The 25,741-nt window shown below is 39.3% G+C and carries 26 protein-coding genes and 1 pseudogene; 17 read left to right on the forward strand and 10 right to left on the reverse strand.

Going from position 1 to position 25,741, the window contains the following annotated elements; genetic code table 11:
- Positions 1 to 66: 66 nt before the first annotated feature.
- The 3 genes from ACTG7L_RS05730 to hslV form a co-directional block, all read right to left on the reverse strand.
- Positions 67 to 2,640, reverse strand: coding sequence for a hypothetical protein (locus tag ACTG7L_RS05730; RefSeq protein WP_439327781.1), 2,574 nt, complete (start codon positions 2,638 to 2,640; stop codon positions 67 to 69).
- Positions 2,641 to 2,850: 210 nt separating this feature from the next.
- Entirely contained in the window at positions 2,851 to 4,176 is a 1,326-nt protein-coding gene (gene hslU / locus ACTG7L_RS05735) for an HslU--HslV peptidase ATPase subunit (protein ID WP_439240644.1), read from the reverse strand.
- An 8-nt stretch (positions 4,177 to 4,184) separates the two neighbouring features.
- Positions 4,185 to 4,706, reverse strand: a complete 522-nt coding sequence (gene hslV, locus ACTG7L_RS05740; protein ID WP_439257468.1) for an ATP-dependent protease subunit HslV — start codon at positions 4,704 to 4,706, stop codon at positions 4,185 to 4,187.
- Between the two features lie 176 nt (positions 4,707 to 4,882).
- On the opposite strand from hslV, the gene ispF reads away from it, so the two are divergent.
- The 10 genes from ispF to ACTG7L_RS05790 all read left to right on the forward strand — a co-directional run bounded on the left by ispF (position 4,883) and on the right by ACTG7L_RS05790 (position 13,897).
- Positions 4,883 to 5,365 (forward strand): 2-C-methyl-D-erythritol 2,4-cyclodiphosphate synthase, encoded by a 483-nt coding sequence (ispF, locus tag ACTG7L_RS05745; RefSeq protein ID WP_439327782.1) that lies wholly within the window; start codon positions 4,883 to 4,885, stop codon positions 5,363 to 5,365.
- The gene (gene truD, locus ACTG7L_RS05750) at positions 5,359 to 6,363 is read left to right on the forward strand and encodes a tRNA pseudouridine(13) synthase TruD (protein WP_439327783.1); all 1,005 of its coding nucleotides are present in this window, start codon (positions 5,359 to 5,361) and stop codon (positions 6,361 to 6,363) included. Before ispF ends, truD begins: the two co-directional genes overlap by 7 nt.
- Positions 6,364 to 6,378: 15 nt before the next feature.
- Positions 6,379 to 7,119 carry a 5'/3'-nucleotidase SurE gene (surE, locus tag ACTG7L_RS05755; RefSeq protein ID WP_439327784.1) on the forward strand — a complete coding sequence of 247 codons (741 nt, stop codon included), beginning with the start codon at positions 6,379 to 6,381 and terminating at the stop codon, positions 7,117 to 7,119.
- Positions 7,120 to 7,155: 36 nt separating this feature from the next.
- Positions 7,156 to 7,731: a YqaA family protein gene (locus tag ACTG7L_RS05760; protein WP_439327785.1), complete on the forward strand. Its 576-nt coding sequence runs from the start codon at positions 7,156 to 7,158 to the stop codon at positions 7,729 to 7,731.
- 3 nt (positions 7,732 to 7,734) lie between these two features.
- Positions 7,735 to 7,935: a hypothetical protein gene (locus tag ACTG7L_RS05765; RefSeq protein ID WP_439327786.1), complete on the forward strand. Its 201-nt coding sequence runs from the start codon at positions 7,735 to 7,737 to the stop codon at positions 7,933 to 7,935.
- A 15-nt stretch (positions 7,936 to 7,950) separates the two neighbouring features.
- The gene (gene nlpD, locus ACTG7L_RS05770; protein WP_439327787.1) at positions 7,951 to 9,228 is read left to right on the forward strand and encodes a murein hydrolase activator NlpD; all 1,278 of its coding nucleotides are present in this window, start codon (positions 7,951 to 7,953) and stop codon (positions 9,226 to 9,228) included.
- A 35-nt stretch (positions 9,229 to 9,263) separates the two neighbouring features.
- On the forward strand, positions 9,264 to 11,633 hold the full coding sequence (gene lptD / locus ACTG7L_RS05775) for an LPS assembly protein LptD (RefSeq protein ID WP_439327788.1): 2,370 nt from the start codon (positions 9,264 to 9,266) through the stop codon (positions 11,631 to 11,633).
- Positions 11,634 to 11,816: 183 nt separating this feature from the next.
- Complete coding sequence (locus ACTG7L_RS05780; protein ID WP_439327789.1) at positions 11,817 to 12,719, forward strand: DMT family transporter; 903 nt, start codon at positions 11,817 to 11,819, stop codon at positions 12,717 to 12,719.
- Between the two features lie 192 nt (positions 12,720 to 12,911).
- Positions 12,912 to 13,355: a glycosyltransferase gene (locus tag ACTG7L_RS05785; RefSeq protein ID WP_439327790.1), complete on the forward strand. Its 444-nt coding sequence runs from the start codon at positions 12,912 to 12,914 to the stop codon at positions 13,353 to 13,355.
- Entirely contained in the window at positions 13,340 to 13,897 is a 558-nt protein-coding gene (locus ACTG7L_RS05790; RefSeq protein WP_439327791.1) for a glycosyltransferase, read from the forward strand. Before ACTG7L_RS05785 ends, ACTG7L_RS05790 begins: the two co-directional genes overlap by 16 nt.
- Positions 13,898 to 13,910: 13 nt before the next feature.
- On the opposite strand, the gene ACTG7L_RS05795 is transcribed toward ACTG7L_RS05790, so the two are convergent.
- Positions 13,911 to 14,786: an AraC family transcriptional regulator N-terminal domain-containing protein gene (locus ACTG7L_RS05795; protein ID WP_439327792.1), complete on the reverse strand. Its 876-nt coding sequence runs from the start codon at positions 14,784 to 14,786 to the stop codon at positions 13,911 to 13,913.
- A 161-nt stretch (positions 14,787 to 14,947) separates the two neighbouring features.
- Positions 14,948 to 15,499: an NAD(P)H-dependent oxidoreductase gene (locus ACTG7L_RS05800; protein ID WP_439327793.1), complete on the reverse strand. Its 552-nt coding sequence runs from the start codon at positions 15,497 to 15,499 to the stop codon at positions 14,948 to 14,950.
- 111 nt (positions 15,500 to 15,610) lie between these two features.
- Here ACTG7L_RS05800 and ACTG7L_RS05805 point away from each other — a divergent pair, with 111 nt between their 5' ends.
- From ACTG7L_RS05805 to ACTG7L_RS05825, 5 genes are all read left to right on the forward strand, one after another.
- Positions 15,611 to 15,976: a winged helix-turn-helix transcriptional regulator gene (locus tag ACTG7L_RS05805; RefSeq protein ID WP_439327794.1), complete on the forward strand. Its 366-nt coding sequence runs from the start codon at positions 15,611 to 15,613 to the stop codon at positions 15,974 to 15,976.
- Between the two features lie 186 nt (positions 15,977 to 16,162).
- Positions 16,163 to 16,591 carry an organic hydroperoxide resistance protein gene (locus tag ACTG7L_RS05810; protein ID WP_439327795.1) on the forward strand — a complete coding sequence of 143 codons (429 nt, stop codon included), beginning with the start codon at positions 16,163 to 16,165 and terminating at the stop codon, positions 16,589 to 16,591.
- A 183-nt stretch (positions 16,592 to 16,774) separates the two neighbouring features.
- Positions 16,775 to 17,119 (forward strand): hypothetical protein, encoded by a 345-nt coding sequence (locus tag ACTG7L_RS05815; RefSeq protein ID WP_439327796.1) that lies wholly within the window; start codon positions 16,775 to 16,777, stop codon positions 17,117 to 17,119.
- 32 nt (positions 17,120 to 17,151) lie between these two features.
- Entirely contained in the window at positions 17,152 to 18,150 is a 999-nt protein-coding gene (locus tag ACTG7L_RS05820; protein ID WP_439327797.1) for an LLM class flavin-dependent oxidoreductase, read from the forward strand.
- On the forward strand, positions 18,147 to 18,479 hold the full coding sequence (locus tag ACTG7L_RS05825; protein ID WP_439327860.1) for a TetR/AcrR family transcriptional regulator: 333 nt from the start codon (positions 18,147 to 18,149) through the stop codon (positions 18,477 to 18,479). The genes ACTG7L_RS05820 and ACTG7L_RS05825 overlap by 4 nt, the downstream gene beginning before the upstream one ends.
- 258 nt (positions 18,480 to 18,737) lie before the next feature.
- Here ACTG7L_RS05825 and ACTG7L_RS05830 read toward each other — a convergent pair.
- The 3 genes and pseudogenes from ACTG7L_RS05830 to ACTG7L_RS05840 all read right to left on the reverse strand — a co-directional run.
- A pseudogene (locus ACTG7L_RS05830) lies at positions 18,738 to 18,902 on the reverse strand (type I-C CRISPR-associated endonuclease Cas1c); the annotation flags it as partial.
- 364 nt (positions 18,903 to 19,266) lie between these two features.
- Positions 19,267 to 19,644, reverse strand: a complete 378-nt coding sequence (locus ACTG7L_RS05835) for a hypothetical protein (protein ID WP_439327798.1) — start codon at positions 19,642 to 19,644, stop codon at positions 19,267 to 19,269.
- A gap of 159 nt (positions 19,645 to 19,803) precedes the next feature.
- On the reverse strand, positions 19,804 to 21,261 hold the full coding sequence (locus ACTG7L_RS05840) for an ATP-dependent nuclease (protein ID WP_439327799.1): 1,458 nt from the start codon (positions 21,259 to 21,261) through the stop codon (positions 19,804 to 19,806).
- Positions 21,262 to 21,780: 519 nt separating this feature from the next.
- On the opposite strand from ACTG7L_RS05840, the gene ACTG7L_RS05845 reads away from it, so the two are divergent.
- Both ACTG7L_RS05845 and ACTG7L_RS05850 read left to right on the forward strand, forming a co-directional pair.
- A complete protein-coding gene (locus tag ACTG7L_RS05845; protein ID WP_439327800.1) occupies positions 21,781 to 22,566 on the forward strand; it encodes an HpcH/HpaI aldolase family protein in 786 nt (261 codons plus the stop codon).
- A gap of 54 nt (positions 22,567 to 22,620) precedes the next feature.
- Positions 22,621 to 23,673 (forward strand): NAD(P)-dependent alcohol dehydrogenase, encoded by a 1,053-nt coding sequence (locus ACTG7L_RS05850; protein ID WP_439327801.1) that lies wholly within the window; start codon positions 22,621 to 22,623, stop codon positions 23,671 to 23,673.
- Between the two features lie 73 nt (positions 23,674 to 23,746).
- Here the strand turns inward: ACTG7L_RS05850 and ACTG7L_RS05855 are convergent, their stop codons facing one another.
- Both ACTG7L_RS05855 and ACTG7L_RS05860 read right to left on the reverse strand, forming a co-directional pair.
- A complete protein-coding gene (locus tag ACTG7L_RS05855) occupies positions 23,747 to 24,682 on the reverse strand; it encodes a glycosyltransferase family 8 protein (protein ID WP_439327802.1) in 936 nt (311 codons plus the stop codon).
- 101 nt (positions 24,683 to 24,783) lie between these two features.
- On the reverse strand, positions 24,784 to 25,698 hold the full coding sequence (locus ACTG7L_RS05860; RefSeq protein WP_439327803.1) for a glycosyltransferase family 8 protein: 915 nt from the start codon (positions 25,696 to 25,698) through the stop codon (positions 24,784 to 24,786).
- Positions 25,699 to 25,741: the final 43 nt, after the last annotated feature.

The following is a 25,741-nucleotide window of genomic DNA, read 5'->3' on the forward strand; positions in this document are numbered from 1 at the left end:
CTCATTGTAAACGGCGAAAAAGAAAACCCACAAAAGACTATAAATCTTATGTGGGTTTTAGTATGATTATTTATTGGTAGTTTCCTTATTCTCTATTCTTTTACCACCGAAAGACATAGCAGCTTCACCGACGCCTCCTGTATGGGATATTCCAGGTTCTTCCATTCGTCCAACAACTTCCTCTGCATTAGGTCCACTAAATACCCCTTCAAATTTAGTATATTGTCCCACCTCATCATTTGGTTTAATTCTATAACTTACATAAGAATTATTACCATAATTAGTTTTATTATAAGACTTATAACTACTTTTATCATCTACATTTCCACTCATAATTAAATTGTTATTTTTATCTACTTTTATATCACCATTTAGTGTCAGATAGATATTGGCATGTTCTAATTCTTTTTGTGTATCAATAGATTTAGCATTAATCACATAACCTAATACTTTATTTTTATCAAAATCAGCGATAAGACTAAAATTTGCAATATAATTACTTCTTCTAACATATCCTTTTAGAGGGGATGTATCATCATAAACATATTCTGGTATTGTCCCAATAGCATTGCCTTTATATGTTGCAGTAATATGAGAATTAACAATATCTGCATTAGCTTTTGTTGGCTGAGCTATATATACACCATGTGATTTATAAATAATATGTGATTCATCTCTAGACAATAAATTAGTTTGACCAAAAGAAGATGTGAAAACAGCATAACTAGAATATTGTTGATCCTTATCATTTACATTGTAATAAGCAGGTTTTACAACATATTTTCCCATTTCTTTAGCTTTATACCCTAAAGCTGTTAGTTTCGTTGTATCTTCATCAATATAAATTTTATCATTATCGTTAAATGAAATAGCGGAACCAGAGGCTTTATAAGAATCCCAATTCCCATATGAATCTTTATATTCTTTTGGTTTCACAGGCAATCCACTCACTACTACATTCGGATGAGCAAGATCTTCTGTTTTACTAAAATAACGCCATGCTTTCGGATCAGACGGATAATTTTTTTCTAACTCTGCCTGATGTTCCGCCAGTTCTTTTTGACGTTGAGCTTCTTCTGCTTCTCGTTGAGCTTGCTCTGCTTGCTCTCTTGCTTTTTGTTCTGCGGCTAAGCGTTCTTGTTCAGCTTTTTCTAAGGCGTTAGCTTTTTCTTCAGCAGCAAGTTTAGCTTGGTTTGCTTTGGCTAATTCAGCTTGTGCGGTTGCCAAGGCTTGTTCTTTCTCCGCAAGTTTTTTACGCAATGTAGCAATTTCACTATCTTTGGCATTAATATCACTTAATGCTTTATTTAACTGCGTTTGCAATTGTGTTTTTTCTTGTGTTAATTGACTCATCTTTTGTTGAGCCGAAGTTAATTCAGTTTGAATTTTGGCTTTTTCAGCATTAGCTGAATTTAACGCTTGTTTCGCTTTTTCCAAATCAGCTTTCGCTTGTTCTGCTTGTGCTGTTGCAATTTGTGCATTTTTCTCTGCTTGCTCTTTGGCTAAAGCACTGGATTGTGCTTGTTTTTGAGCCTCTTGAGCTTGTTGTTTAGCCAATTGCTCTGCTTCTTTGCCTTTTTGTTCAGCCAGTTTCGCTTGTTGAGCTAATTTCTCTGCTTCTACTTGGGCTGCCTTAGCTTGCTCCGCTTGTTCTCGTGCAGTTTGTGCTTCTTTCTCTGCCTGGGCTTTAGCTGCGGCATTTATATCCGCTAATTTTTGAGCTTCTTGAGCTTTTTGTTGAGCCAATTGTTCTGCTTCTTTGGCTTTTTGTTCAGCTAATTTTGCTTGTTGAACGGCTTTTTCAGCCTCCTCTTTAGCAAGATTGGATTGTCCTGATTGAGCCAAGGCTTCGTTTTTAGCTTGGTTGGCTTTTTCCAAAGCTAATTTTGCTTGCTCAGCTTGTTCTCTTGCTGTTTGAGCTTCTTTTTCTGCTTGAACTTTTGCTGTTGCATTGGTTTCAGCTAATTTTTCTGCCTCTTTTGCTTTTTGTTGAGCTAGTTGCTCCGCCTCTTTTGCTTCTTGCTCTGCTTGTTTTGCTTTTTGTTCAGCAAGATGGGCTTGTTGAGCAAGTTTTTCTGCTTCAGCTTGAGCTTGTTGAGATTGGTGAGCTAATTGTTCAGCCTTAGCTTTAGCGTCTAGTGCTTGTTGAGAGGCTTGTTCTGCAAGAGATTGAGCTTGTTTGGCTTGATTAAGTTGATCTTGAACTTGTTGTAATTGAGCGAGAGCTTGATTTTTAGCTTCATTGGCAAGCTCAGCTTGTTGGCGTGCATGTTCAGCTTCTTTTTGAGCTTGTTCAGCATTGTTTGCGTTAGCAAGGGCTAAAGCTCGTGCTTCTGCTTCTTTTTGTAAAGCTAAGGTTTCCGCTTCTCTTGCTTTTTTTTCCGTTTCTTTTGCTTTCTGCTCTGCAATATTGGCTTGCTGAGCTAATTTTTCGGCATTTTCTTGGGCTATTTTTGCTTGTTCTGTTGCCTGTTGAGCTTGTGCTAATTGAGTTTTTAATTTTTCGTTTTCTTGATTTTGTTGGGGTGTTTGTGTGGTGTTGTTATTTCCATTATTACCATCACCGCCACCACTACTACAAGAGACGGCAACAAGAGAAATAAGTAAGGAAAGAGCTGTTGTTTGAACGATCTTTTTCATAGAAACCTCATTGATTGAGCTAAATAATAGACAATCAAGATTGTACAAAAAAAAAACAACTATTCAATTATCACTAAAAATATTTAACAATTTCATTCCATATTATGATCTAGATCTATTTTTTTATATTAATAAATAAATTATAAAGAGATAATTTGGTGGCAAAAAAGTGCGGTGAAAAACACCGCACTTTTTCGTTGAACTTGCAAACTACAAAATAAACCGGCTCAAATCTTCATTATCCACTACATCATTTAATGCGGTAGACACATAATGTTCATCAATCACGATTTTTTCACCAGAACGTTCGCTAGCATCAAAGGAAATGCCGTCCATTAAGCGTTCTAACACGGTATGCAAGCGTCTTGCGCCGATATTTTCGGTTTTTTCATTGACACGGAAAGCGGATTCAGCAATTTTACTGATACCATCTTGGGTAAATTCAATCTCTACCCCTTCGGTTTTCATCAGCTCACGGTATTGTAGTGTTAATGAGGCGTTGGGTTCCGTTAAAATACGCTCAAAATCTTCTTTGGTGAGGGATTTTAATTCTACCCGAATCGGTAAACGACCTTGTAATTCGGGTAATAAATCTGATGGGCGGGCTACTTGGAATGCGCCGGAACAGATAAATAAAATATGGTCGGTTTTTACCATGCCGTGTTTGGTGTTGACCGTTGAACCCTCAATAATCGGCAACAAGTCACGTTGCACCCCCTCACGAGAGACATCACCGCCACTGTATTCGCCTTTTTTACAGATTTTGTCGATTTCATCAATAAACACGATACCATGCTGTTCCACAGCTTCCACCGCTTGCTGTTTTAAATCTTCAGGATTGACTAATTTTGCCGCCTCCTCGTCGATCATCACTTTCAACGCATCTTTGATTTTCATTTTGCGTTTTTTGCTTTTGCTTGGCGACATGCCCTCAAATAAGGATTGTAATTGTGAGGTCATTTCTTCCATACCCGGTGGGGTCATGATTTCCACACTCACAGGGTGAGACACGTCAATTTCGATTTCCCGATCATCTAATTGCCCCTCACGTAATTTTTTACGGAAGATTTGGCGAGTAGCGTCATTATTGCTTTCTTCGGCATTGCCCCATTGATCTTTAGCGGGAGGCAATAACACATCTAAAATGCGATCTTCCGCCGCATCTTGGGCTTTCATTCGATTTTTTTCAACCGCTTGTTGACGCACTAATTTCATCGACATATCGGTGAGATCACGGATAATGGAATCCACTTCTTTACCCACATAGCCAACTTCGGTGAATTTGGTGGCCTCGACTTTAATAAAGGGCGCATTGGCGAGTTTGGCTAAACGGCGAGCGATTTCGGTTTTCCCAACCCCAGTTGGGCCGATCATTAAAATATTTTTCGGGGTCACTTCTTGGCGCAGCGCTTCGGGTAATTGCATGCGACGCCAACGGTTACGCAAGGCAATGGCAACAGCACGCTTGGCGTCACTTTGCCCGATAATATGCGCATCTAATTCTGAAACGATTTCACGAGGGGTCATTGACATAATTATCTTCCTTATACTTCTTCGATTACATGATTGTGGTTGGTGTAAATATCAATATCACCCGCAATATTTAACGCTTGTTTGACGATTTCGGCGGCGGTTAAATGGTTCTCTGTGCGAAGTAGGGCTAAGGCAGCCGATTTCGCATAGTTACCCCCCGATCCAATGGCCAACACATCAAATTCAGGTTCAATCACATCACCACTGCCTGAAACTAATAAAAATTCGTTTTCGTTGGCCACAATCATCATGGCCTCTAAACGGCGAAGTGATCGTTCAGTACGCCATTCTTTGGCTAATTCCACCGCACTTTTGACTAAATGCCCTTGGTGGAGTTCGAGTTTTTTCTCAAATAAATCCCGCAAAATAAAGGCATCCGCAGTAGAACCCGCAAAGCCAGTGACCACTTTGTCTTTATATAAACGGCGCACTTTCCGCACCGTGCCTTTCTCGACGCAATTCCCTAAGGTGGCTTGCCCGTCCCCACCAATGGCGACTTTACCGTCTTTGCGTACACATACTATGGTTGTCATTTTTTGATCCTTTTTAGACTAAATTACGGTATAAATGGGGTTAAATAGGACGATTTCAAGGCAATGTTTAATAAAAATACCGCACTTTTTTATTGCCATGATCTTTGTATATTACTTTAGTGAATTGCGTTAAAATTTGATATCATAAGCCAGATAGACAGAATAAAGGAAAGACTATGATCCGAATTGGACAAGGGTTTGATGTACATGCGTTTGGGCAAGATCGCCCATTGGTGATTGGTGGGGTCATCGTGCCTTATCATACAGGATTTATTGCGCACAGCGACGGCGATGTGGCTTTGCATGCGTTAACCGATGCCTTATTGGGGGCTGTGGCGTTGGGCGATATTGGTAAATTATTTCCCGATACGGATAGGCAATTTAAGGATATTGATAGCCGTATTTTGTTGCGTGAGGCCTTTTCTCAAGTGCAGCAAAAGGGCTATAAAATTGGCAATGTCGATGTCACCATTATTGCCCAAGCGCCGAAAATGCGTCCACATATTGATGCGATGCGAGCGGTGATTGCCGCCGATTTGCAATGTACCATTGAACAAGTGAATGTGAAAGCCACTACCACGGAAAAGCTAGGTTTTACTGGACGTGGCGAGGGCATTGCGAGCGAAGCTGTGGCGTTATTGGTAAAAACAGTATGTTAGATTTAGCCTATTTACAAACTCGCCCAAAACAAACCGCACTTTTAAAGGCAGAATATGCAGATTTTGTGGTTAAAGAACGGTTAGGCTATGAAATGTCAGGTGAGGGTGAATTTGTGGCAGTGAAAATCCGTAAAACCAATGCGAACACGCTCTTTGTGGGCGAAAAATTGGCCGCCTTTTGCGGTGTGCCCGTTCGCAATATGAGTTATGCGGGTTTAAAAGATCGCCATGCGGTGACAGAACAATGGTTCAGCATCCAATTACCCGGCAAGCCTACTCCTGATTTTAATCAATTTAAACTCGATGGGGTAGATATTTTAGCGGTGACTCGTCATAACCGCAAAATTCGTATTGGTAGCCTAGATGGCAATGAATTTGAGATTTTACTACGTGATGCAGTGGAAACCGACGAGCTAAAAGTGCGGTTAAAAAATTTGCAGATATTGGGCTTTCCCAATTATTTTATGGAACAACGTTTTGGACGAGATGGCCATAATTTAACCCAAGCCATGGCGTGGGCAAAAGGGGAAATTCAAGTGAAAGATCGTAAAAAACGCAGTTTTTATTTATCTGCGGCACGCAGTGAAATTTTTAATCTTGTGGTGTCAAAACGGATTGAAATGGGATTGGCTCACCAAGTGTTAGCACATGATATTGTGCAATTAAGCGGTTCACACAGTTGGTTTGTGGCAGATGAAAACGAAGATCTCAATCAGCTACAAATGCGGTTAGAAAATCGGGATATTTTATTAACCGCACCGTTAATCGGTGACAACCAACCATCCGCTTGTGAATTAGAAAATGCAGTGGTGGCAGAGCATCAGGCATTGCACCAATTAATGCAGCAAGAACGCTTAAAATCCGCACGCCGTCCCCTGTTAATGCAAGCCGAAAATTTGTCTTGGCAGTTTGTCGATGAGGGATTAAAACTGGCCTTTTATTTACCATCTGGCAGCTACGCTACGGCATTGGTGCGAGAATTGGTTTTAACCGAATAAAAATAGGAAAGCAAAATGAATATATTATTATCTAACGATGACGGCTACCATGCCGAGGGCATTCAAATTTTAGCCGCACATTTGCGCAAATTTGCTAATGTGATTATCGTGGCGCCCGATCGTAATCGCAGTGCCGCCTCCAATTCCTTAACCTTAGTGGAGCCATTGCGCCCTCGCAAATTAGACAATGGCGATTATTGCATTAACGGCACACCAGCGGACTGCGTGCATTTAGCGCTCAATGGATTTTTATCGGGAAAAATTGATTTGGTGGTGTCTGGCATTAATGCGGGCGCCAATTTGGGTGATGATACTCTGTATTCAGGCACGGTAGCGGCTGCTTTTGAGGGGCGTCATTTAGGATTGCCTGCGATTGCAGTTTCCTTAGATGGGCGTCAGCATTATGAAACGGCGGCGAGAGTGGTATGTGATTTAGTGCCTCGTTTACATGGTAATTTGCTTAAAAGCCGTGAAATTATCAATATTAATGTGCCAGATGTACTTTATGATGATTTAAAAGGTGTGCAAGTTTGCCGCTTAGGAAATCGCTTATCTGCGGCTGAAATCATTAAACAACAAGATCCCCGTAATGAAGTGATTTATTGGATTGGCCCTGCGGGTTTGCCTGATGACGCAAGCGAGGGAACGGATTTTTATGCCGTGCAACAAGGCTATGTGGCGATGACGCCAATTCAGCCAGATATGACTGCACATCATTCAATCAGCGCTTTACAAAATTGGCTAGACAGTGAATAATAGTGGCTTTATTTGTGGTTTTAATAGGATAGAAAATTGAAAATTTTTGGTGCCATGTATGATAAAACGATGCAATGGTCAAGACATCGTTTTGCGACATTTTGGCTGTGTTTGGTGAGTTTTATTGAGGCGATTTTCTTTCCGATTCCGCCGGATGTGATGTTGATTCCTATGTCAATGTCGAAACCCAAACGTGCATTAACATTCGCATTTTACACCGCACTTGCTTCAGTCGTAGGTGGCATGATTGGATATGCGTTGGGTTATTATGCCTTTGATTGGGTTCAACAATATATTGTTAAATTGGGTTATCAAAGCCAGTGGGATAAAGCCATTTTATGGTTTGAACAATGGGGTATTTTAGTGGTATTTGTGGCGGGTTTTTCGCCTATCCCCTATAAGATTTTTACCATTGCCTCGGGTGTATTGCAAATGGCCTTTTTTCCTTTTGTGCTGACCGCTTTTATTTCTCGTTTTGCCCGCTTTTTGTTGGTGGCGAAATTAGCCGCTTGGGGAGGTGAAAAATTTGCGGCAAAATTACGCCGTTCTATTGAAGTGATTGGTTGGTCGGTGGTAGTATTGGCCGTGATTGCCTATTTGATTTTGAGATAAAAAATGAAAAAAATAATATTTACTTTAGCCATGCTTTGTGGTTTATCCGCTTGTTCTTCCGAGCCAGCGCCGCAAGTTAAAACCGCCGATCCAAATGCGTTACCTGATGGCATTATGCAACCTGTGGTTGGTACAGGCGCTGTTGAGGGAGGTAGTTTTATGCCAGAAATTCAGCCAAGCCAAATGCCATCGAATATGAAATAATCAAGAGATTTTATTATGACTAAACCATTTTTATTACTGCCTTTAACCGCTTTTTTATTGAGCGCTTGCTCAAGTTCAAATCATGCGCCTATTGAAAATGCAACAGGGGAGTTGACACCGGGCGTTATGCAGCCAGTGAGCAGCAATAGTACATGGGAACCACAGGTACAACCGAGTGCTATGCCAGAGAATATGAATAATCAAGTGGTGACTCAAACAGTGGCAAATCAAGCGGGAACTTATGCTAATACCGCAAATACAGCGGTTGTTACAAATACCCCGAGTTTACAGCAAGTTCAGCAAACGGCACAGCCTGTAACAACGACAAAAACAGTTTGTACGCCAGTTAAAGTGACGAAACAGGTGGCTAATTCGGGTAATCAAAGCCAAAATATAGAAATCCCACGCAATAGTGAAACTAACGCACCAGATTACAGCAAAATTGATAAAGGTTTCTACAAAGGAAGCAGTTATACCGTAAAGAAAGGCGATACCATGTTTTTGATCGCTTATATTGCGGGTATGGACGTAAAAGAGTTGGCCAGCCTCAATGGAATGAGCGAACCCTATAAATTAAGCGTAGGGCAAACATTAAAAACCGCTAATGGATCATCAACCAGCACCGTCACAGAAACCAAGCAAGAATGTAAAGAAGTGACCGTCACTACGCAACCAGAAGTAAGCTATACCGCAGCGGCAAATGGTACACAATATGGTTCAGATGGCACCGTGACAGGACCTGTAAAAGCGGCCGTAGGATCGGCAGAACAAGCGGTTACAGGGCCAGTTAAAGCAACGACAGCGACAGCAAGCACAGCGACAACAACCACTGCGGGCGTCGTAGCAGGTACAGCAACCGCTGGTACAGTGGTCGCTAGTGCAGGAGCGGCCTCCACCAGTTCTGCAGTTGCCCCTCAATCCAACATCGCATGGAAATGGCCAACGACTGGTAAAGTGGTGCAAGGTTTCTCTAATGCAGACGGCGGAAATAAAGGTATTGATATTAGCGGTTCAAAAGGTCAAGCTATTTATGCCGCCGCCGCTGGGCGTGTGGTGTATGCAGGTAATGCATTACGTGGTTATGGTAATTTAATTATTATTAAACATAATGATGATTTCTTAAGTGCTTATGCCCACAATGACAGCATTTCGGTCAGCGATCAACAGCAAGTGAAAGCGGGACAACAAATTGCTAAAATGGGGAGTTCTGGCACTAACAGTGTGAAACTTCACTTTGAAATTCGTTACAAAGGTAAATCTGTGGATCCAACACGTTATTTACCAAAACGTTAAAAATAATAATTTTAATCAAGCAGAATGGTTAGCCCATGAAGAAAAATTACTACACATTACTTTCTTTCGCAATTTTGACCGCACTTTATAGTCGCAGTAGCTTGGCGAATATTGATGATTTACGTCAGCGTTGTTTAGCTGGTGTACCGCAAATTTCGGGCGAAGTTGTGCAAGGTGAGCCGAATGATCAGCCAGTTTATATTGAAGCGGATAAGGCGAATATTGTTAATCCAAGCCGAGCGGTTTATAGCGGTGCGGTAGATTTCAAACAAGGTAATCGTCATTTACAAGCAGATGAAGTGGAAGTGACTCAATCGGGAGAGGGGGATAATGCACAGCGTTATGCCTATGTGCGCGGCCAGTTTGATTATAAAGATGATTTAATCAAAATTAACGGTGATGATGCCAAAGTGCATTTAAACAGCAAAGACACCGATATTGCGAATGCCAATTATCAGTTAGTTGGGCGTCAAGGGCGTGGTACAGCCGAAACATCTGAAATGCGAGATGGCTATCGTTTATTAAAAAACGCCACGTTTACTTCTTGTTTGCCTGATGACAACGCATGGCAAGTGGATGCCAGCGAGATGAAGCAACATGTTAAAGAAGAATATGCCGAAATGTGGCATGCTCGCTTTAAAGTGGCCGGTGTACCGATTTTCTATACCCCTTATTTGCAGTTGCCTTTAGGTGATCGTCGCCGTTCAGGTTTATTAATTCCAGATTTCGGTAGTTCGAGCCGTGATGGTTATTGGTATGCTCAACCGCTTTATTGGAATATTGCCCCCAATTATGATGCGACCTTTACGCCAAAATATATGTCACACCGAGGCTGGCAAATGAACGGTGAATTTCGTTATTTAAATGTGTTAGGACAAGGCAAAATTGCGGGCGAATATTTAAATAAAGATCGTTATGATAATTATGCTACCGCCGATAATGACCGTAAACGGCATTTATTTTATTGGGCTCATAATGCAAAATTATGGGATAACTGGCGATTAAATGTGAATTACACCAAGGTCAGTGATAAACGTTATTTCAGTGATTTTGAATCCGAGTATGGAAGCAGTACGGATGGTTATGCCGATCAAACGGTACGTTTGGCCTATTATCAACCGAACTGGAATTTTGCCATTTCAGCCAAACAATTCCAAGTCTTTGATGATGTGAATATTGGGCCATACCGAGCGTTACCACAAATTGATTTTAATTATTATAAAAATGGACTAGCCAAGGGGTTAGCGGATTTCAAATTATTTGCTCAAGCCGTGCATTTTGATAATGACAGTTCAAGCATGCCAACCGCATGGCGTTATCATGTGGAACCGAGTTTAAATGTGCCATTCTCCAATCGTTATGGCAGTTTAAATATTGAAACCAAACTTTATGCCACTCATTACCAGCAAAAAGCAGGAACAGGCGTAGATGCGAATACACAAAGTTCGGTGAATCGTGTGTTACCACAAGTTAAAGTCGATTTACAAACGGTGTTAGCGAGCCAAAAAACCTTATTTAAAGGCTATACACAAACCATTGAGCCACATGTTCAATATTTGTATCGACCTTACAAAGATCAAAGTAATATTGGCTCAAAACAAAACTCCAGTTATTTAGGTTTAGGCTATGATTCAGCCTTGTTACAACAAGATTATTATTCTCTATTCCGTGATCGCCGTTATAGTGGATTAGATAGAATTGCCTCAGCCAATCAATTTACCTTGGGGGGAACCACCCGTTTCTACGATAAAAATGCGCAAGAACGCTTTAATTTATCCTTAGGACAAATTATTTATCTAAATGATTCTCGTATTGACGATAGTACCGAGAACAGTACCACAGGGCGTTCATCTTCTTGGGCATTAGAAAGCAGTTGGAAATTCAATGATAAATGGCATTGGAAAGGCAGTTATCAATATGATACACGTTTAAATGCGACGTCATTAGCAAATTCCACCTTAGAATATAACCCTGAGCGTAATAATTTAGTGCAATTAAATTATCGTTACGCCAGTCAGGAATACATTAATCAGAACTTGACGTCTAGCGTAAACAAATATCACCAAGATATTCAACAAGTCGGCGCAGTAGTTGCTTGGGAAGTCGCAGATAATTGGGCTGTTGTTGGCCGTTATTATCATGATGTGGCGTTAAATAAACCCGTGGAACAATATGCCGGCGTACAATACAACAGCTGTTGTTGGGCTGTGGGTGTGGGGGTTCGCCGTTATTTAGTGAATGAAAGCACAAAACGTCAATATAGTGACGACAAAGATACCCTTTACGATCATAGCATTGGTGTCACCTTTGAATTACGTGGTTTAGGCAGTAATGACCACCGCAGTGGTATTGTGCGAATGTTAGATAAAGGCATGTTGCCTTATATTAAAGCCCCTGATTTATAATCTATTCTGATTTTTTCAGTCAACACCCCCATACAAATTGTATGGGGTGTTTTTTTATGCCGAAATAAGCCATAATAAAGGTAAAAAGTGCGGTGAATTTTAAAGCATAATAAATGAATTGATTTGCTGAAATTTCACCGCACTTTTGTGTAAAATAGCCCAAAACATAATAGAGGAATCCTTATGCCATCTTCTTTTTCCAATATTAAGCGAGTATTACCTTTACTCCCCTTTCTGATACTCCCTCCTCTATTTTGGGCGGGCAATTTCGCCGTGGGGCGAGCAGTGCGAGCAGATATTCCGCCTTATACGCTATCTTTTGGTCGTTGGGTGATTGCGCTAATTGTGTTGTTGCCTTTTATCCTCAAAACGATGCAACAAGATTGGGTGCAATATTGTCAATATTGGAGACGGATTATCATTGTGTCAGTTTTGGGTGTGGCAGCCTTTAATTCATTAGTTTACAAAGGCTTACACAGCACCACAACCACCAATGCGATTTTGCTTAATTCCTGTATTCCGGTGTTAATTATGTTGATTGGCGTGCTGTTTTATCGGCAAAAAATCAAACTGTCGCAAGCGATTGGATTGGTCATTTCTCTGTCTGGTGTCTTAGTGATTGTGTTACAAGGTCAGTGGGCGAATTTTATTGCACTGTCCTTTAATACGGGAGATATTATTGTATTTACTGCCATGATCTGTTGGGCTATTTACACCCTATTGATGAAAGATATCCCCACCAGTATTGACCGAAAAGGGTTAATGGGAGTGCAGATTATGATTGCCGTGCTTTCTTTGTTTCCGTTATTTTTATGGGAACAATTACAAGGCGAGCAAACGATGGTATGGCGCAGTTCGACTTTGTTAGGTTTAGCCTATGTAGGCATATTTCCATCGGTGATTGCATACATTTTATATAGCATGGCAATTCAAAAAGTGGGGCCAGTGATTTCAGGATTATCTATTCATTTAATGCCAGTATTTGGTGTATTGCTTTCGGTATCGCTATTGGGGGAAAGTCTGCATTTGTACCATCTGTGTGGTATCGGATTGATAGCATTAGGATTGGTGTTATCGCAAAAATAACAAAAAAATGACCGCACTTTTCATTAAAAAAGTGGTAAACATTTTAATCTTTTTTGTAGATTGCATTCCTATACAAAGAGGAATATACTTCCCTGACTTGCTTTTAAGTAGGGATACAATGAGCAACCGCAAGAAACGAGACTGCTAGATAATTTAGTCAATTAATTCTTAACTTTATATAATAGGACATCAATGAACTTTGTTTTTGCTGCCGATAACAATTATTTATCCTATTTTGAAACAGCATTAAAATCGGTACTCTGTTATCACGAAAATGTAAATATCTTTTTATTTTACAACGAATCGCTTGATACAGAATTTAGCCAACGCATTGGCTATTATGTAAAAAAAAGAAATGGGCATTTTTTTCATTATCTTTTGTCAGAAAACGAACTAGCAGGAGTAAAAGGCAATGGGCGTTTTACGAATGCTGCCTATGGACGTTATTTTGTGGATCGCTTATTTCCTTATCAAAAAGATAATCGCTGGTGTTATTTGGATGTGGACACCATTGTCAATAGCGACTTGACACATGTTTTTGATTTAATGGAAAATCCTGCAGCACAGCACAGCACAGCACAGCACAGCACAGCACAGCACAGCACAGCACAGCACACAGCATGCCTTACGCCATAGCTGCCGTCAAGGATGCTTTACTTAGGCAACCTGATCACTATTTTAATTCTGGTGTACTGTTTTTCTATTCGGATTTATGGCATTTTAGTTCAGATGATTTTATTCAAGCCACATTGGATAATCCTGAATTTCAATTCAAAGATCAAGATGTACTCAATCTTTTGATTGGTAATCAATATCTTCAATTGGATAAACGCTATAATTACCAACAAGGTTATGCCTATCCAGATATTATTGAATTTAAACAAGGCAAAGAGAAACAATTTATTTTCCCTAAAATCATTCACTATACCGATAATTTAAAACCTTGGCATAGACGCACTAATATCGTTCCTATTTATAAATTTAATAATATTTTGCTGAAAAATTACCAAACTGATTATTTTCATTTTACTAATATCTACGATTTTTATGCGATGTTGCCTTGGAATGAAATTGTGGATATGCCAATAAACCATTTTCAACCAATAGTAAAACAGTTTTATAAACTGAATTTTGATTATGTAGTGCAAGGCGATGCAAAAATTGAATTAGTTGATTAAATAGGGAAAAATGTTAACTCTTCCCACTCGGTGCTCTACCAAAATACCTTTTATATTCCCGACTAAACTGGCTTGGGCTTTCATAACCCACGTTATAAGCAATTTGGGCAATGGAATTTTTGCCTTGCCTAATTTGGTTTTGTGCTTCTGTTAAACGCAGATTTTTTTGATATTGCAAGGGGCTTTGTTGGGTGATTTGGCGAAAATGTTGATAAAACCCTGATTCACTCATTCCGCATAAACTGGCTAATCCGGCAATATTCAACGGTTCACTAAAATGATCATTCAGCCAAGCAGTCGCTTTGCTAATACGCTCGGCGTGGCTGCCTTGTCGGCACAGTTCTCGCAGTTTTTCGCCTTGTGGGCTAGTGAGCAGATAGTAGTAAATTTCCTGCAAATAGAGTGGGGCGAGAATGGCAATTTTTTGTTCAAAACTTGGGGCATAAAGCAAGGCAAGTAAGCGTTCTAGGGCGTTGATGAGTTCTTGATTTGGGTTAAATAGGGTGAGAAAGTCTTTGGGTTGTACGGTATTTTTTAGCGGATTATGCAAGTCTAATTGCCCAGCCACTTTGGCAACCATTGCTAAATCAAATTGTAGCGACAAGGCAAAATAGGGCTTATTCGGCGTGGCGTGTTCCACCGTCATCATCACAGGCGTATTAACAGGGCAAAGGCTCATATTGTCTTGATTAAAACGACTGCACTCATCACCGATACACAACTGGCGTTCGCCCATTAACATTACACATAAACTTGGTTGCTGACGAAAGGCATTGCTAGCGGTCGGGTTGTCTAAATGGTGCAAAAACAAGCCGTCTATCGGTGTTTGCCAAACGCTATTTTTGGGGCAAATGGCAAGTAGGGATTGAATGATTTGAGTAGAAAGCATTTTAAAATCCTTAACGTGGGGTTTGGGATATTGTGCTATGTTTTAGGGGATTAGGCAAGTGTAATAAATAATCAGGCAACATAAAGTTAAAACTCGCAAAAAAAACACCGCACTTTGTAGGATTAGGCAAGGTGCGGTGTTTTTTCTTAGTCTTTTTGCAATTATTTCAACAACGCCACTAAACGCTCGGCGTGTTTTACTGCTTTGGCTTGCACGGCTTTTAAATCGTCTTCGGTATTTACACCGGGAATATACAACATTCCGCCTGAATGCACGATTTCGCCAAATTCTAATCCGCATAAGGCGGCGGTTTGTTTGTAGCCGTAGCTTAATTCTTCAATAGTGTAATTTTGTGCACCGCCGTGTTGGTAGGCTTCTTCCGCCCCTGCGGTGGTGCAAGAAATAATCAATTTTTTGCCTGCTAATTGCGTAGCGGGCCCGTAAGCAAAGCCAAAAGTGAACACGTCCGACAGCCATTTTTGCAAAATCGCAGGCAGGTGATACCAGTGAACGGGGAACTGCCACACAATCACATCGGCTTTTAACAAAGCGGCTTGCTCGGCTTCCACATCAAACTGATAGTTGGGATACAAAGCGGCTAAATGGCGAATGTCGGCAGTGGGCAAGGCTTTTTCTAATTCGCTTAAAATGGTGCGGTTAGCGGCGGATTGATTAAGATCGGGATGACCTGAAATAATGAGAATGTTTGACATTGTGAAGTCCTTTAAGGTTGAAAAATAAACAAGATGGATTATAATGAATGCACTTTCAAAACGGAAGTACTTACATTTTAGTAAGTATGAAAATTTTTAAACAGGTGCAAAATGAACGATATTCAACGCTATTTACAACAACACGGCAGGGGTAATGTCCTGAGCGACAAATGCCCATCGCGGGTGATTTTGGGGCATTTGACCAGCCGTTGGGGCTTGTTGGTGATGTTGGTGCTAGGGCAAGGCACGAAACGGTTTAGCGAACTTCGCCGTGAAGTACAAGGCATTAGCGAGCGAATGTTGGCTCAAACCTTACAGAATTTGGAACAAGACGGAATGTTAATCCGTAAATCCTTTGACACCGTCCCGCCCCACGTTGAATACACGCTCACCGCTTGGGGCGAACAGGCATTTGAGAAAATGGCAGCTTTGGTGGAGTGGTTGGAAACGAGTTTGCCTGAAATGTTGGCGGAGTGATTGTAGGATTAGGTAAAAACGCACGTTGTTAAAATGTGCGGTCTTTTTTTGCTTGGATTTGCAAGTTTATAGAATTAGGCAAACAATCTAACGAAACAGGCTAACCTAAATTTTTATCACGCTCTATAATACACCCATTCCACAGCGGAATATGATATTTACCTTTTAATTTATCGGAGTAACAATATGAAAATTTTTTACAGCACCAGTGCCACAGCGGTTGGCGGTCGTTCAGGTCGTACACAGTTAGATGACGGTTCACTTGGTTTTGATTTAGTATCATTCCAAGAAATAGACAAAAAAGGGGCAAACCCAGAACAGCTTTTTGCAATGGGTTATGCGGCTTGCTTTGACAGTGCGATGAACTTAGTTTCTGGACAATTAGGCATTAAACCGACTTCATCAAAAAGCAAAGTGGGTGTTGGTATCGGTCAAAAAACAGACGGCATATTCTCATTAGATATTGATATTACCATTGAAGTGGCTGGGATCAATGAAGAGCAAGCACGTCAGTTAATTGAACGTACACACCAAGTTTGCCCATATTCAAATGCAATTCGTGGCAACGTAGAAACACGTTTACACGTTAATTTAATTCAATCTTTTGATCTATAATTTAGTGGATTAGGCAAAATTACCGTGCAGAAATGTGCGGTGTTTTTTTGGGCTAGGTTTAAAAAGGTATAAATCAAAATCATCTAAAAGCGATATAAAAATAACAGATTTTGTTTGATTTTTATTATAAACCGGATAAAATTAACTGTAATTTTATCCAATAATTATAAAAGGAACAGTAAAATGAGACAAAAAAATAAAGTTATACTCACTGAATACCCTGGATTAACAGTAGAAGATCTTGCTGATATCCCTGAAATTCTTAGAACAGAAACTTTTTTAAAATTTTTTTCTGTTATTAAATACGACAATCTAACCGATACAGAAAAAGCTGAATATGATGCAAGCTTAAAACGTAAAATGGACGCTTATGCAGTTTATAAGTACGTTGATAATAAATATGGCAATGATGATGCAGATCCTATTGATGTACTTAAAGATTTATTTGAGAATGGCTTTGAAAAAAAAGCTATATCTGATGCTTTTGGTATTCCGATGGGACAATTACAACAAATTAGTCAATCGTAATGATGTTAAGTAATCCACGGATATTATTTTCTATGCTCAACCTATCTATCTTAAATCTCGTCCCGATCCGTCAAGGGCAAACTTTTCCCCAAGCCATTGACTCAATGACCAGCCTTGCACAGCTTGCCGAACGCCTAAATTTTCAACGTTACTGGATTGCCGAACACCACAATATGCCGAATATGGCGAGCAGTTCTACTCAGCTTTTAATTCAACACACGCTAGCAAATACACAAAAAATCAGCGTAGGGGCTGGTGGGGTGATGTTGCCGAACCACGCACCGTTACAAGTGGCGGAACAATATGGCACATTGTCGCAACTCTATCCAAACCGAGTGCAAATCGGCTTAGGACGCGCACCCGGAACGGATATGCGAACCGCAGCAGCGTTAAGACGTGGCAATATCAATCCTGATTTTGCCCAAGATATTGCTGAACTTCGCCGTTATTTTAGTGAAGAAAGCCGTAATGATAGCGTAAAAGCCTATATGTCTATCGGGCAAAATATGCCGTTGATTATTCTTGGATCTAGCCCTGAAAGTGCTTATTTAGCTGCTGAACTTGGCTTGCCGTATGCTTTTGCTTCACATTTCGCACCACTTTTTTTAGAAATGGCAGTAGAAATTTATCGCTCACAATTTAAACCGTCTGCGGTGTTGGACAAGCCTTATGTGATTGTGGGGGCAAATGCGATTTTGGCGGATACCGATCAAGAAGCCGAAAGCCTAGCAACCAGCCAAACCCAGTTATTCCGTGGCATTGTTACAGGCAATATGCAACAACTGCAACCGCCATTTGTATCTGAACAAGCTTTTTGGCAAGCACATCAATCGCCATTTATGGGGCAAGAGCAACAGGCGGTGAAAGCGATGACAAGTTGTTCATTTGTCGGCAGTCCGAGCAGTGTAAAACAGCAGTTGCAAGACTTCCGCAAGCAAGTGGAATTTGAAGAGTTAATGGCAGTGAGCTATATTTTTGATGAAACGAAACAGCATAGGAGCTATGAGTTGTTGGCGGATATTGTGAAATAGTATTTGCACGCCGCAGTTTTGAAGGGGCAACCACAAGGGAAATCGCCCAGCAGGCAGATGTGTCTTCGGCGTTGATTCATCACCATTTCAAAGACAAAGAAACCCTGTGGCAGCTTGTCGGCGAACGTATCGCCAACGATTTTTTACAAGCCGTTACCGCCGCCATCAACCCCGAATTGCACGGCAGCAGCGAATGCGTCAAACAAATGTTCGCCGCCTATTTAGCTTATTGGCGACAACACCCAAGAGCTTTACGCTTTAAACTGTGGCGTGAACTGGACGCCCAAACAGACGAAAGACAAGCAGGTCAATCGCTTATTTATCAATGAAATATAAGCCGCTCAAGCACAAGGGCAAATTTGCCAAGACCTATTTACTGATGATTAGTATTGGTGCGTTAATCCAATATTTTTTGCACAGCGAAACAGAAACCAATATGCCTTAACTGCCGCTAGGGAAACTGCGATGAATGACGAGCAGATATTGGCGTATATTTGGCAGTTGCTGGGGGTGTAGATTGGGTGAAAACAAGATAAAAAATTACTGCACATTTTACTATAATGCGCGGTGATTTTTTAATCTATTTTGCAAAACCTTATTTTAAAACACAGCAACATCAACACATTGCCGAAACAAAACATATGCCAGATAGAATATACAGGCAATTTACTCTCTTTCTCCACCACCAAAGTTTTTTGTTTTTTATATAGATAACTGCCTTGGATGGTGATGTATAGGTTGTTTTTGCAAATGGTAAATTTGCTATTTTTTCATAAAGAAGTTCAATTTTTGGCAATAAATTAGTACGCATACTTAATACCTTTAATGACATTAGAATTGATGAAATAGCTAGGCACCAAGCATTTAAACTTTCTAATTTAATTTCAGCTGTATCTAATCTAATTGCACACTTATAACGAATCCCAAAAGATTTTGTTCCTAAATGATGATATTCAGACATTAAGCTATAATAATTCTCATAAAAATGAGTTAGTTCACCAATTTCTGCAAATTTCTTAATGGGTTTCTCTTTTGTCCAAGAGGGATAATAATTTCCTTTTTTATTTTTAAAACTCTCAATAAGTTTCTTACACTCTTCACTCTCCAACCTATTCCTTACTTTGTCAGGAATCTCTGCTTTCTCTTTATCCTCATTAAATCAAATCTCTTTTTATCAATTACAACCGCATAATTAATCCAGTCATTAATTAACTCTTTGTCTTTAAGAAAAGTACTTAGATAAACCAATCTTTCAAACATACTACGAGCAATTAGAATAATGCTTTCATTATCATTTAAATCAAACATTGCTTGAAGTTGCTCAAATTGCCTCGTTGAAAATACTTTAGATACATAATTGATATTATTATACATATCCAATATTAAATTTTGAAATTCATCTTTTAATGCCAAAATTTCATCACCTATATTTTTTAATTCTTCAATGCAATTATTGAAATTATCAATCTGCTTTTTATCATCATAATTTGACATAGATTATTCCCCAAATAAATCTAAAATATACCGTCTCGACCTATCCTTTTTCAACACTTTCAGCTGGCACAAATCTAGCAGCGAGCAGACTTTGCCGCATTGAGATGGAGAATTTACCTTTACCACAATACCTCTTGTTACCTCCTGTCTAGTCATTTTTTAAATATCAATTTTTTTAAGTAGCTTTATCATCTCTTCAATTGATTGTTGCAATTCATCTTCAGTGTATGGGTAAGCCTGCATCGTCTGATTTTCAGGGTGATGAATGTGATTACGAATAAAAGTATGTAATGTTACATTCATTGGATTTTTTGGCATGCCATCCTTTTCTCTTGTCCATGATTTACCAAAAGAAACCCCTTTTCCATTTAACCAATTTTCAAATTCTTTTTCTGAAAAACATTCACTTTCTTGCTGTAATACACCATATAATTCATTATGTAATTCAACAGTAGGCAACTTGTAAGCTTTAAAGTTGATTTCTCCCCAAGTTGGACTCCAAGGAAACATTTTATCCAAAGAGGCATTTTCAACCACATTATTCACTCCGTTTTTCCTGAAAATAAATAACCCAACCTCATTTAAATATGGCGTTGCTAAGAAATAAGGTGAATGAGTCGTTAAAAATACTTGCTTGGTCTTAGATATTTCTAGCAAAGCCTTAAACAACTTAGTTTGTCCTTTGGGATGTAAGCAAATTTCGGGTTCATCAATAAATAGATAAAAAGGTTTGGTTTGATTTTTTTCTGGATCATGAGCCAATTCTTCAGCATAAACTTGAAGTAATGCCAATGCAACTGAACGTTGCATCCCATTTCCCTTTTCTGACATTGGAATATCAACACCATCATTGATGAAAATTGAAGTGTTTTTAAAAAATGAATCAATTTTTAATTCATCAAACTTAAACCTAATTTCAGCTTGTCCAAATTGTTCTGTAAAAATATCTTGTACTTTTTGCTCAATAACGGCTATTTGTTTCCGCAATACCGATTTAGGATTATTAAAAACCTTGTTAAAACTACTTTGGAATTCTTTATACTCATCAGAATTGATATGAGCTTGAGCAATTTCTTTCAACAACATTCCACAAAGAGTTGTAGAACCAAAAGTCGCTTCACTACTAGGATTGGTATCTGCCCAGATAAAATTAGTTTCAAAAAGAGCCTTAAAAGGAGCATCAATGCCGTTTGGATTAGAATATTCCTGATTAACAGAATCCCATAGTTCTAATTTTTTACAAGAATTTGTATTTCTTCTAGCTTTTAATTCTTTTTCATTTGTAATCGCATTGGTAAAAGCTGTTTGCTTATTTGTTTGAACAAAGTAAGTGATTGCATTTTCAATATTTCCACAGAAAGTCAATTCTACGCTTGCATTATTTGATTGACTTCCATCTTCCAATTTACTTTTTATTAAATAAGCTTCATCTTCTTTTATACCATTTCTCAAGAAATTTACAGCTTCAAAAACAGATGACTTACCCGAATTGTTCTCTCCAACAAAGATATTTAAACCACTTCCTGCCGTCAAACCATCAGGGATTTTAAAATTGAGTTTATGGTTATCACCGATAAATCCCTTAAAATTGGATAAGCAAAGACTTTTAATAAACATAATATTCTCCCTAGATTACTTAACAACATGCATTCGGTATAAAAAGCACTTAAAAAAAGAAAGACCTAATATAAATCAAATCAGCAAATTAACTTAAAAAAGTCTTTTATTATAGATAATTTAACAGGACTTTTTTGTAAATTCAATGATTTCTGTATACAATTAAACATTATATTAAGCAAAATATGATAAAACTTGGTTCTCAATGAATCAAAAAAACATCTGTTTCTATATCTGAAATCATCACATTACTTATCTTATTCCACCAAATTCATTATAGATAATTGACGTGTTTCTATAACTACCATGCTCGTCTTTTCCTAACCTAAGAATTTCCAAATCTACCAAGTTATCTTACATTTTATGAATTATCAGACGGAATATTTGTTTAAACAAACTTTTGACTGCCTGAAAATGAAAAATTTAGAGAATTAGGCAACTATCCTACTCAATCATTCTACCCCCAAATTCCCCATTCCCTTACAATACCCACATCAACAAACACAAGCGAGTTTAACTATGGCAATTTTACAAGATTATCTTCACAACAGCTTCAAACATAATGTAGAAGCAGGCAAATTACAATTTGGTGTGGGCTTTGAAACCACATCGGCGGACGTGGCGGAAGTGTTGGCAACCACCGATTACGACTGGTTATTTATTGACGCTGAACACGGGCCGCATACTATTCAAACCATTTTAGATGCGTGCCGTGCCATTGCCCCTTATGGAATGACCCCTGTGGTGCGTGTGCCTGATGCAAACTCTGGCATTATCAAGCAGTTAATGGACAGCGGCGTGCAAAATATCATCTTCCCAAAAGTGGAAACTGGCGAAGAAGCTGAACAGATTATGTACTGGGCGAGCTACCCAGGGCGTGGCAATCGTGGAATGGGTGCACCTGCCGTGCGTGCCAGCCGTTTTGGGGCGTATATGGATTATCAAGATCGCATTGAAGCCGAATCGATGATGATTTTGCAGATTGAAAGCAAAAAGGGAATGGAAAATTTAGAAGCCATTGCCACAACCAAAGGCGTGGGGGCGATTTTTCTCGGGCCGATTGATTTGGCGGTAGATATGGGGCACGGTTTGAACATTTTTCACCCCGAAGTGGAAGCCGCAATGGATTATATGATTAAGCGTATCCAAGAGCTTGGCGTGATTGTGGGGACGATTGCTTTAACCCCTGAACAGGCGAAAAAATATGCGGATATGGGCGTGCGTTTCTTAGGCGTGGGAGCGGATACTGGCTTGCTGAAAACCATGGCGATGAACACCCTTGCTAGTTACAAAGCGGTGCTATAAGCCTTAATCCACAAATGTTATAATCCCTTTAATTTTTAAACAAAACAGGAAAAAATGATGACTTACACTGTAAAAGGCTTCGCAGCTATCGCGGCTGACCAGCCACTCGTTCCTTTTAATGTACCACGCCGTGCTTTGCGTGCGGACGATGTGCAAATTGACATTCTTTATACTGGCGTGTGCCACTCGGATTTACATATGGCTCGCAACGACTGGGGCGTGTCGCAATTCCCCGTTGTACCAGGGCACGAAATTGTGGGACGTGTGAAAGCGGTTGGCTCGGACGTGAGCAAATTTAAAGTGGGCGACTTAGTGGGCGTGGGCTGTTTAGTAGATTCTTGTCGTACTTGCAACCCTTGCCAGCAAGATTTAGAACAGTTCTGCGAACAAGGTTCAACCCAAACTTATGGCGGACACGATCGCCACGATCACACCCCGACTTACGGCGGTTATAGCAAAGAAATCATCGTGAGTGATGCCTTTGTGTTAAGCGTGCCTGAAAATTTAGATGCCAAAGCCGTGCCGCCAGTGTTGTGTGCAGGGATTACCACTTGGTCGCCACTTCGCCACTGGAACGTGGGCAAAGGCTCAAAAGTGGCGGTTATCGGCTTGGGTGGTTTGGGGCATATGGCGATTAAACTGGCGAAAGCACTGGGTGCGGAAGTGGCATTGTTCACGCGATCCCCTGAAAAATCACAAGATGCCTTGCGTTTAGGGGCAAGCCAAATCATCGTTTCAACCGATGAAGAGCAGATGAAAGCGGCAGCAAATCAGTTTGATTTAATCATTGATACCGTGCCATACAGCCACGATGTTAATCCTTATATGCCGACTCTTGCCCTAGATGGAACATTGGTATTCGTTGGACTTATCGGCAATCACCCTGAATTATCAACTGTGCCGATGGTTTTTGGCAGACGTTCCATTGCAGGCTCGCTGATTGGCGGCATCAAAGAAACCCAAGAACTATTAGATTTCTGCGGTGAGCATAATATTGTGTCTGATGTGGAAATGATCAATATGGCGGATATTAACGATGCGTATGAGCGTATGCTAAAAAGTGATGTGAAATATCGCTTTGTGATTGATATTCAAAATTCACTGTAATTTGTAGAATTAGGCAAATAAAATCACCGCACGTTGAAAAATGTGCGGTGATTTTTTACTACCTTTTTTCAAATTATTCAATGAGTTCAACATCCGCCTTACCTTTCACAACATAATCAAAATTTTGTAGATATAACTGTTTCACCATTGGTCTAAAATAATTTAACGGCATATTAACCACTGCATTCCAAGATAAACTGGCGTAAAAATCGTGTAAATTAGCAAAGTGAAGATACTCGGTTTGATACCTTTCTGTTTCTGTCGTGAGATTATCAAAAAGCCAAAAAACCATACTGTCATCTCCACGATGCCACGGTTTCACACTTTCCGTATAATGAATAATCTTAGGAAAAACAAATTGATTTTTTTCGCCGTTGATAAACTGAATCATATCAGGATAGGCGTGGCGGAATTGGTAATTATAGCTTGGTGTTAGGTGAAGATAATTTTCACCAATCAGCAAATTTAAAGCGTCTTGATCGGCATATTTAAATTGTGGATTGTTTAACGTGGTTTGAATGAGCTTATTTTCATCTAAATTCCATAAATCAGAATTAAAAAATAATACCCCTGAATTAAAATAATGTGCAGGCGACCAAGGTAGGGCATCTTCAACCGCAGCAATAGCATAAGGCTGATTTTGCGATGTTTCCATTTGCTCAAAAACGTGGGTTAAATTATCATTGACCACAATATCAATATCTAAATAACACCAGCGATGATCGTTTTGATAAGGAAATAGCCGACTGACAAAATAACGACCATAAGCCGCATTGGTAAAACGTCCATTTCCTTGTAATCCTGCAAGCGTGTGTTCATTTAGAAAATAGTGAAATAATTTGCTATTTCGTTTTTTTAGATAATAGACCATTTTATCTAAAAAATAGGAAGAAATTTCTTCACTGTGAAATAAAAAAACATTCACATTTTCGTGATAACACATCACCGATTTTAGAACGGTTTCAAAATGGGGTAAGTAGTTATTGTCGGCGGCAAAAACGAAGTTCATAAAACACCTATCAAATTGTTATATAAAAGTTTTTAGGGTTGTAACCATAAAAACATTCAAAAATTCAAAACTTTTTTGGGTTATAACCCTAAACTTATCGCTTAATCCAGTAACGCAATCTCCGCCACGCCTTGCGCTGCATAATCAAAATTCTGCTTATATAGCTGTTTGGCGACCGTTTTAAAGGATTGAATGGGTAAATTCACAATCATTTCCCAATTTAAACTGGCGTAAAAATCAAATAAATTATGCCCATAAAGCAAATGGGTTTGAATGTGTACATCAAGATCATCAAAGTTGATATTCCAAAGCAAAGTTCCATTATGATTATGCCAAGGTTTTGTACTTTCCGAAAAATGCAAAATTGCAGGGAATACAAATTGAGATTGTTCACCTTTTAAAAATTGGGCGATATCTTTATACAAAAAACGAATTTGATAATTGTATTTTTCAGCAATTGGGTAATAGTTGTCTTGAATAACGTGATTTAATACTTCTTGATCTGGAAAGCTAAGATTCGGCATTTGTTGCGTGGTTTGAATTAGGGTTTGCTCGTTAAGCCACCATAAATCAGAATTAAAAAACAAGACGCCAGAATTAAAATAAGCGGGATAATTAGGCAAACTTTTTTCTTTTACTGCTGCGATGGCATAACCATTCATTAACTCAAAAATAGGGGTTAAATTTTCATTGACCACAATATCAATATCTAAATAACACCAACGGTTATCTTTTTGATGGGGAAATAAGCGAGCAATAAAATAACGAGCAAACATCATATTGCTATACCGCCCCAAGCCTTGTAACCCTGCAAAGTCTTTTTCACTCAGCACATAATAGAGTAGCCTGCTATTTCTTTTGTTTAAATAGTAGTTAATTTTTTCAATAAATTCAGTCGGTGGTGCTTCATTCATCAGTAGGAAAATATAGACATTTTCGTGATAACACATCACCGATTTTAATACGGTTTCAAAATGCGGTAAGTAATTTTTGTCGGCGGCAAAAACAAAGTTCATAAAATACCTATAGGCTGTGAATGAATGAGCTATTGTAACCCAT

This window comes from Lonepinella sp. BR2357 (assembly GCF_051851525.1).
GTDB lineage: Bacteria > Pseudomonadota > Gammaproteobacteria > Enterobacterales > Pasteurellaceae > Lonepinella.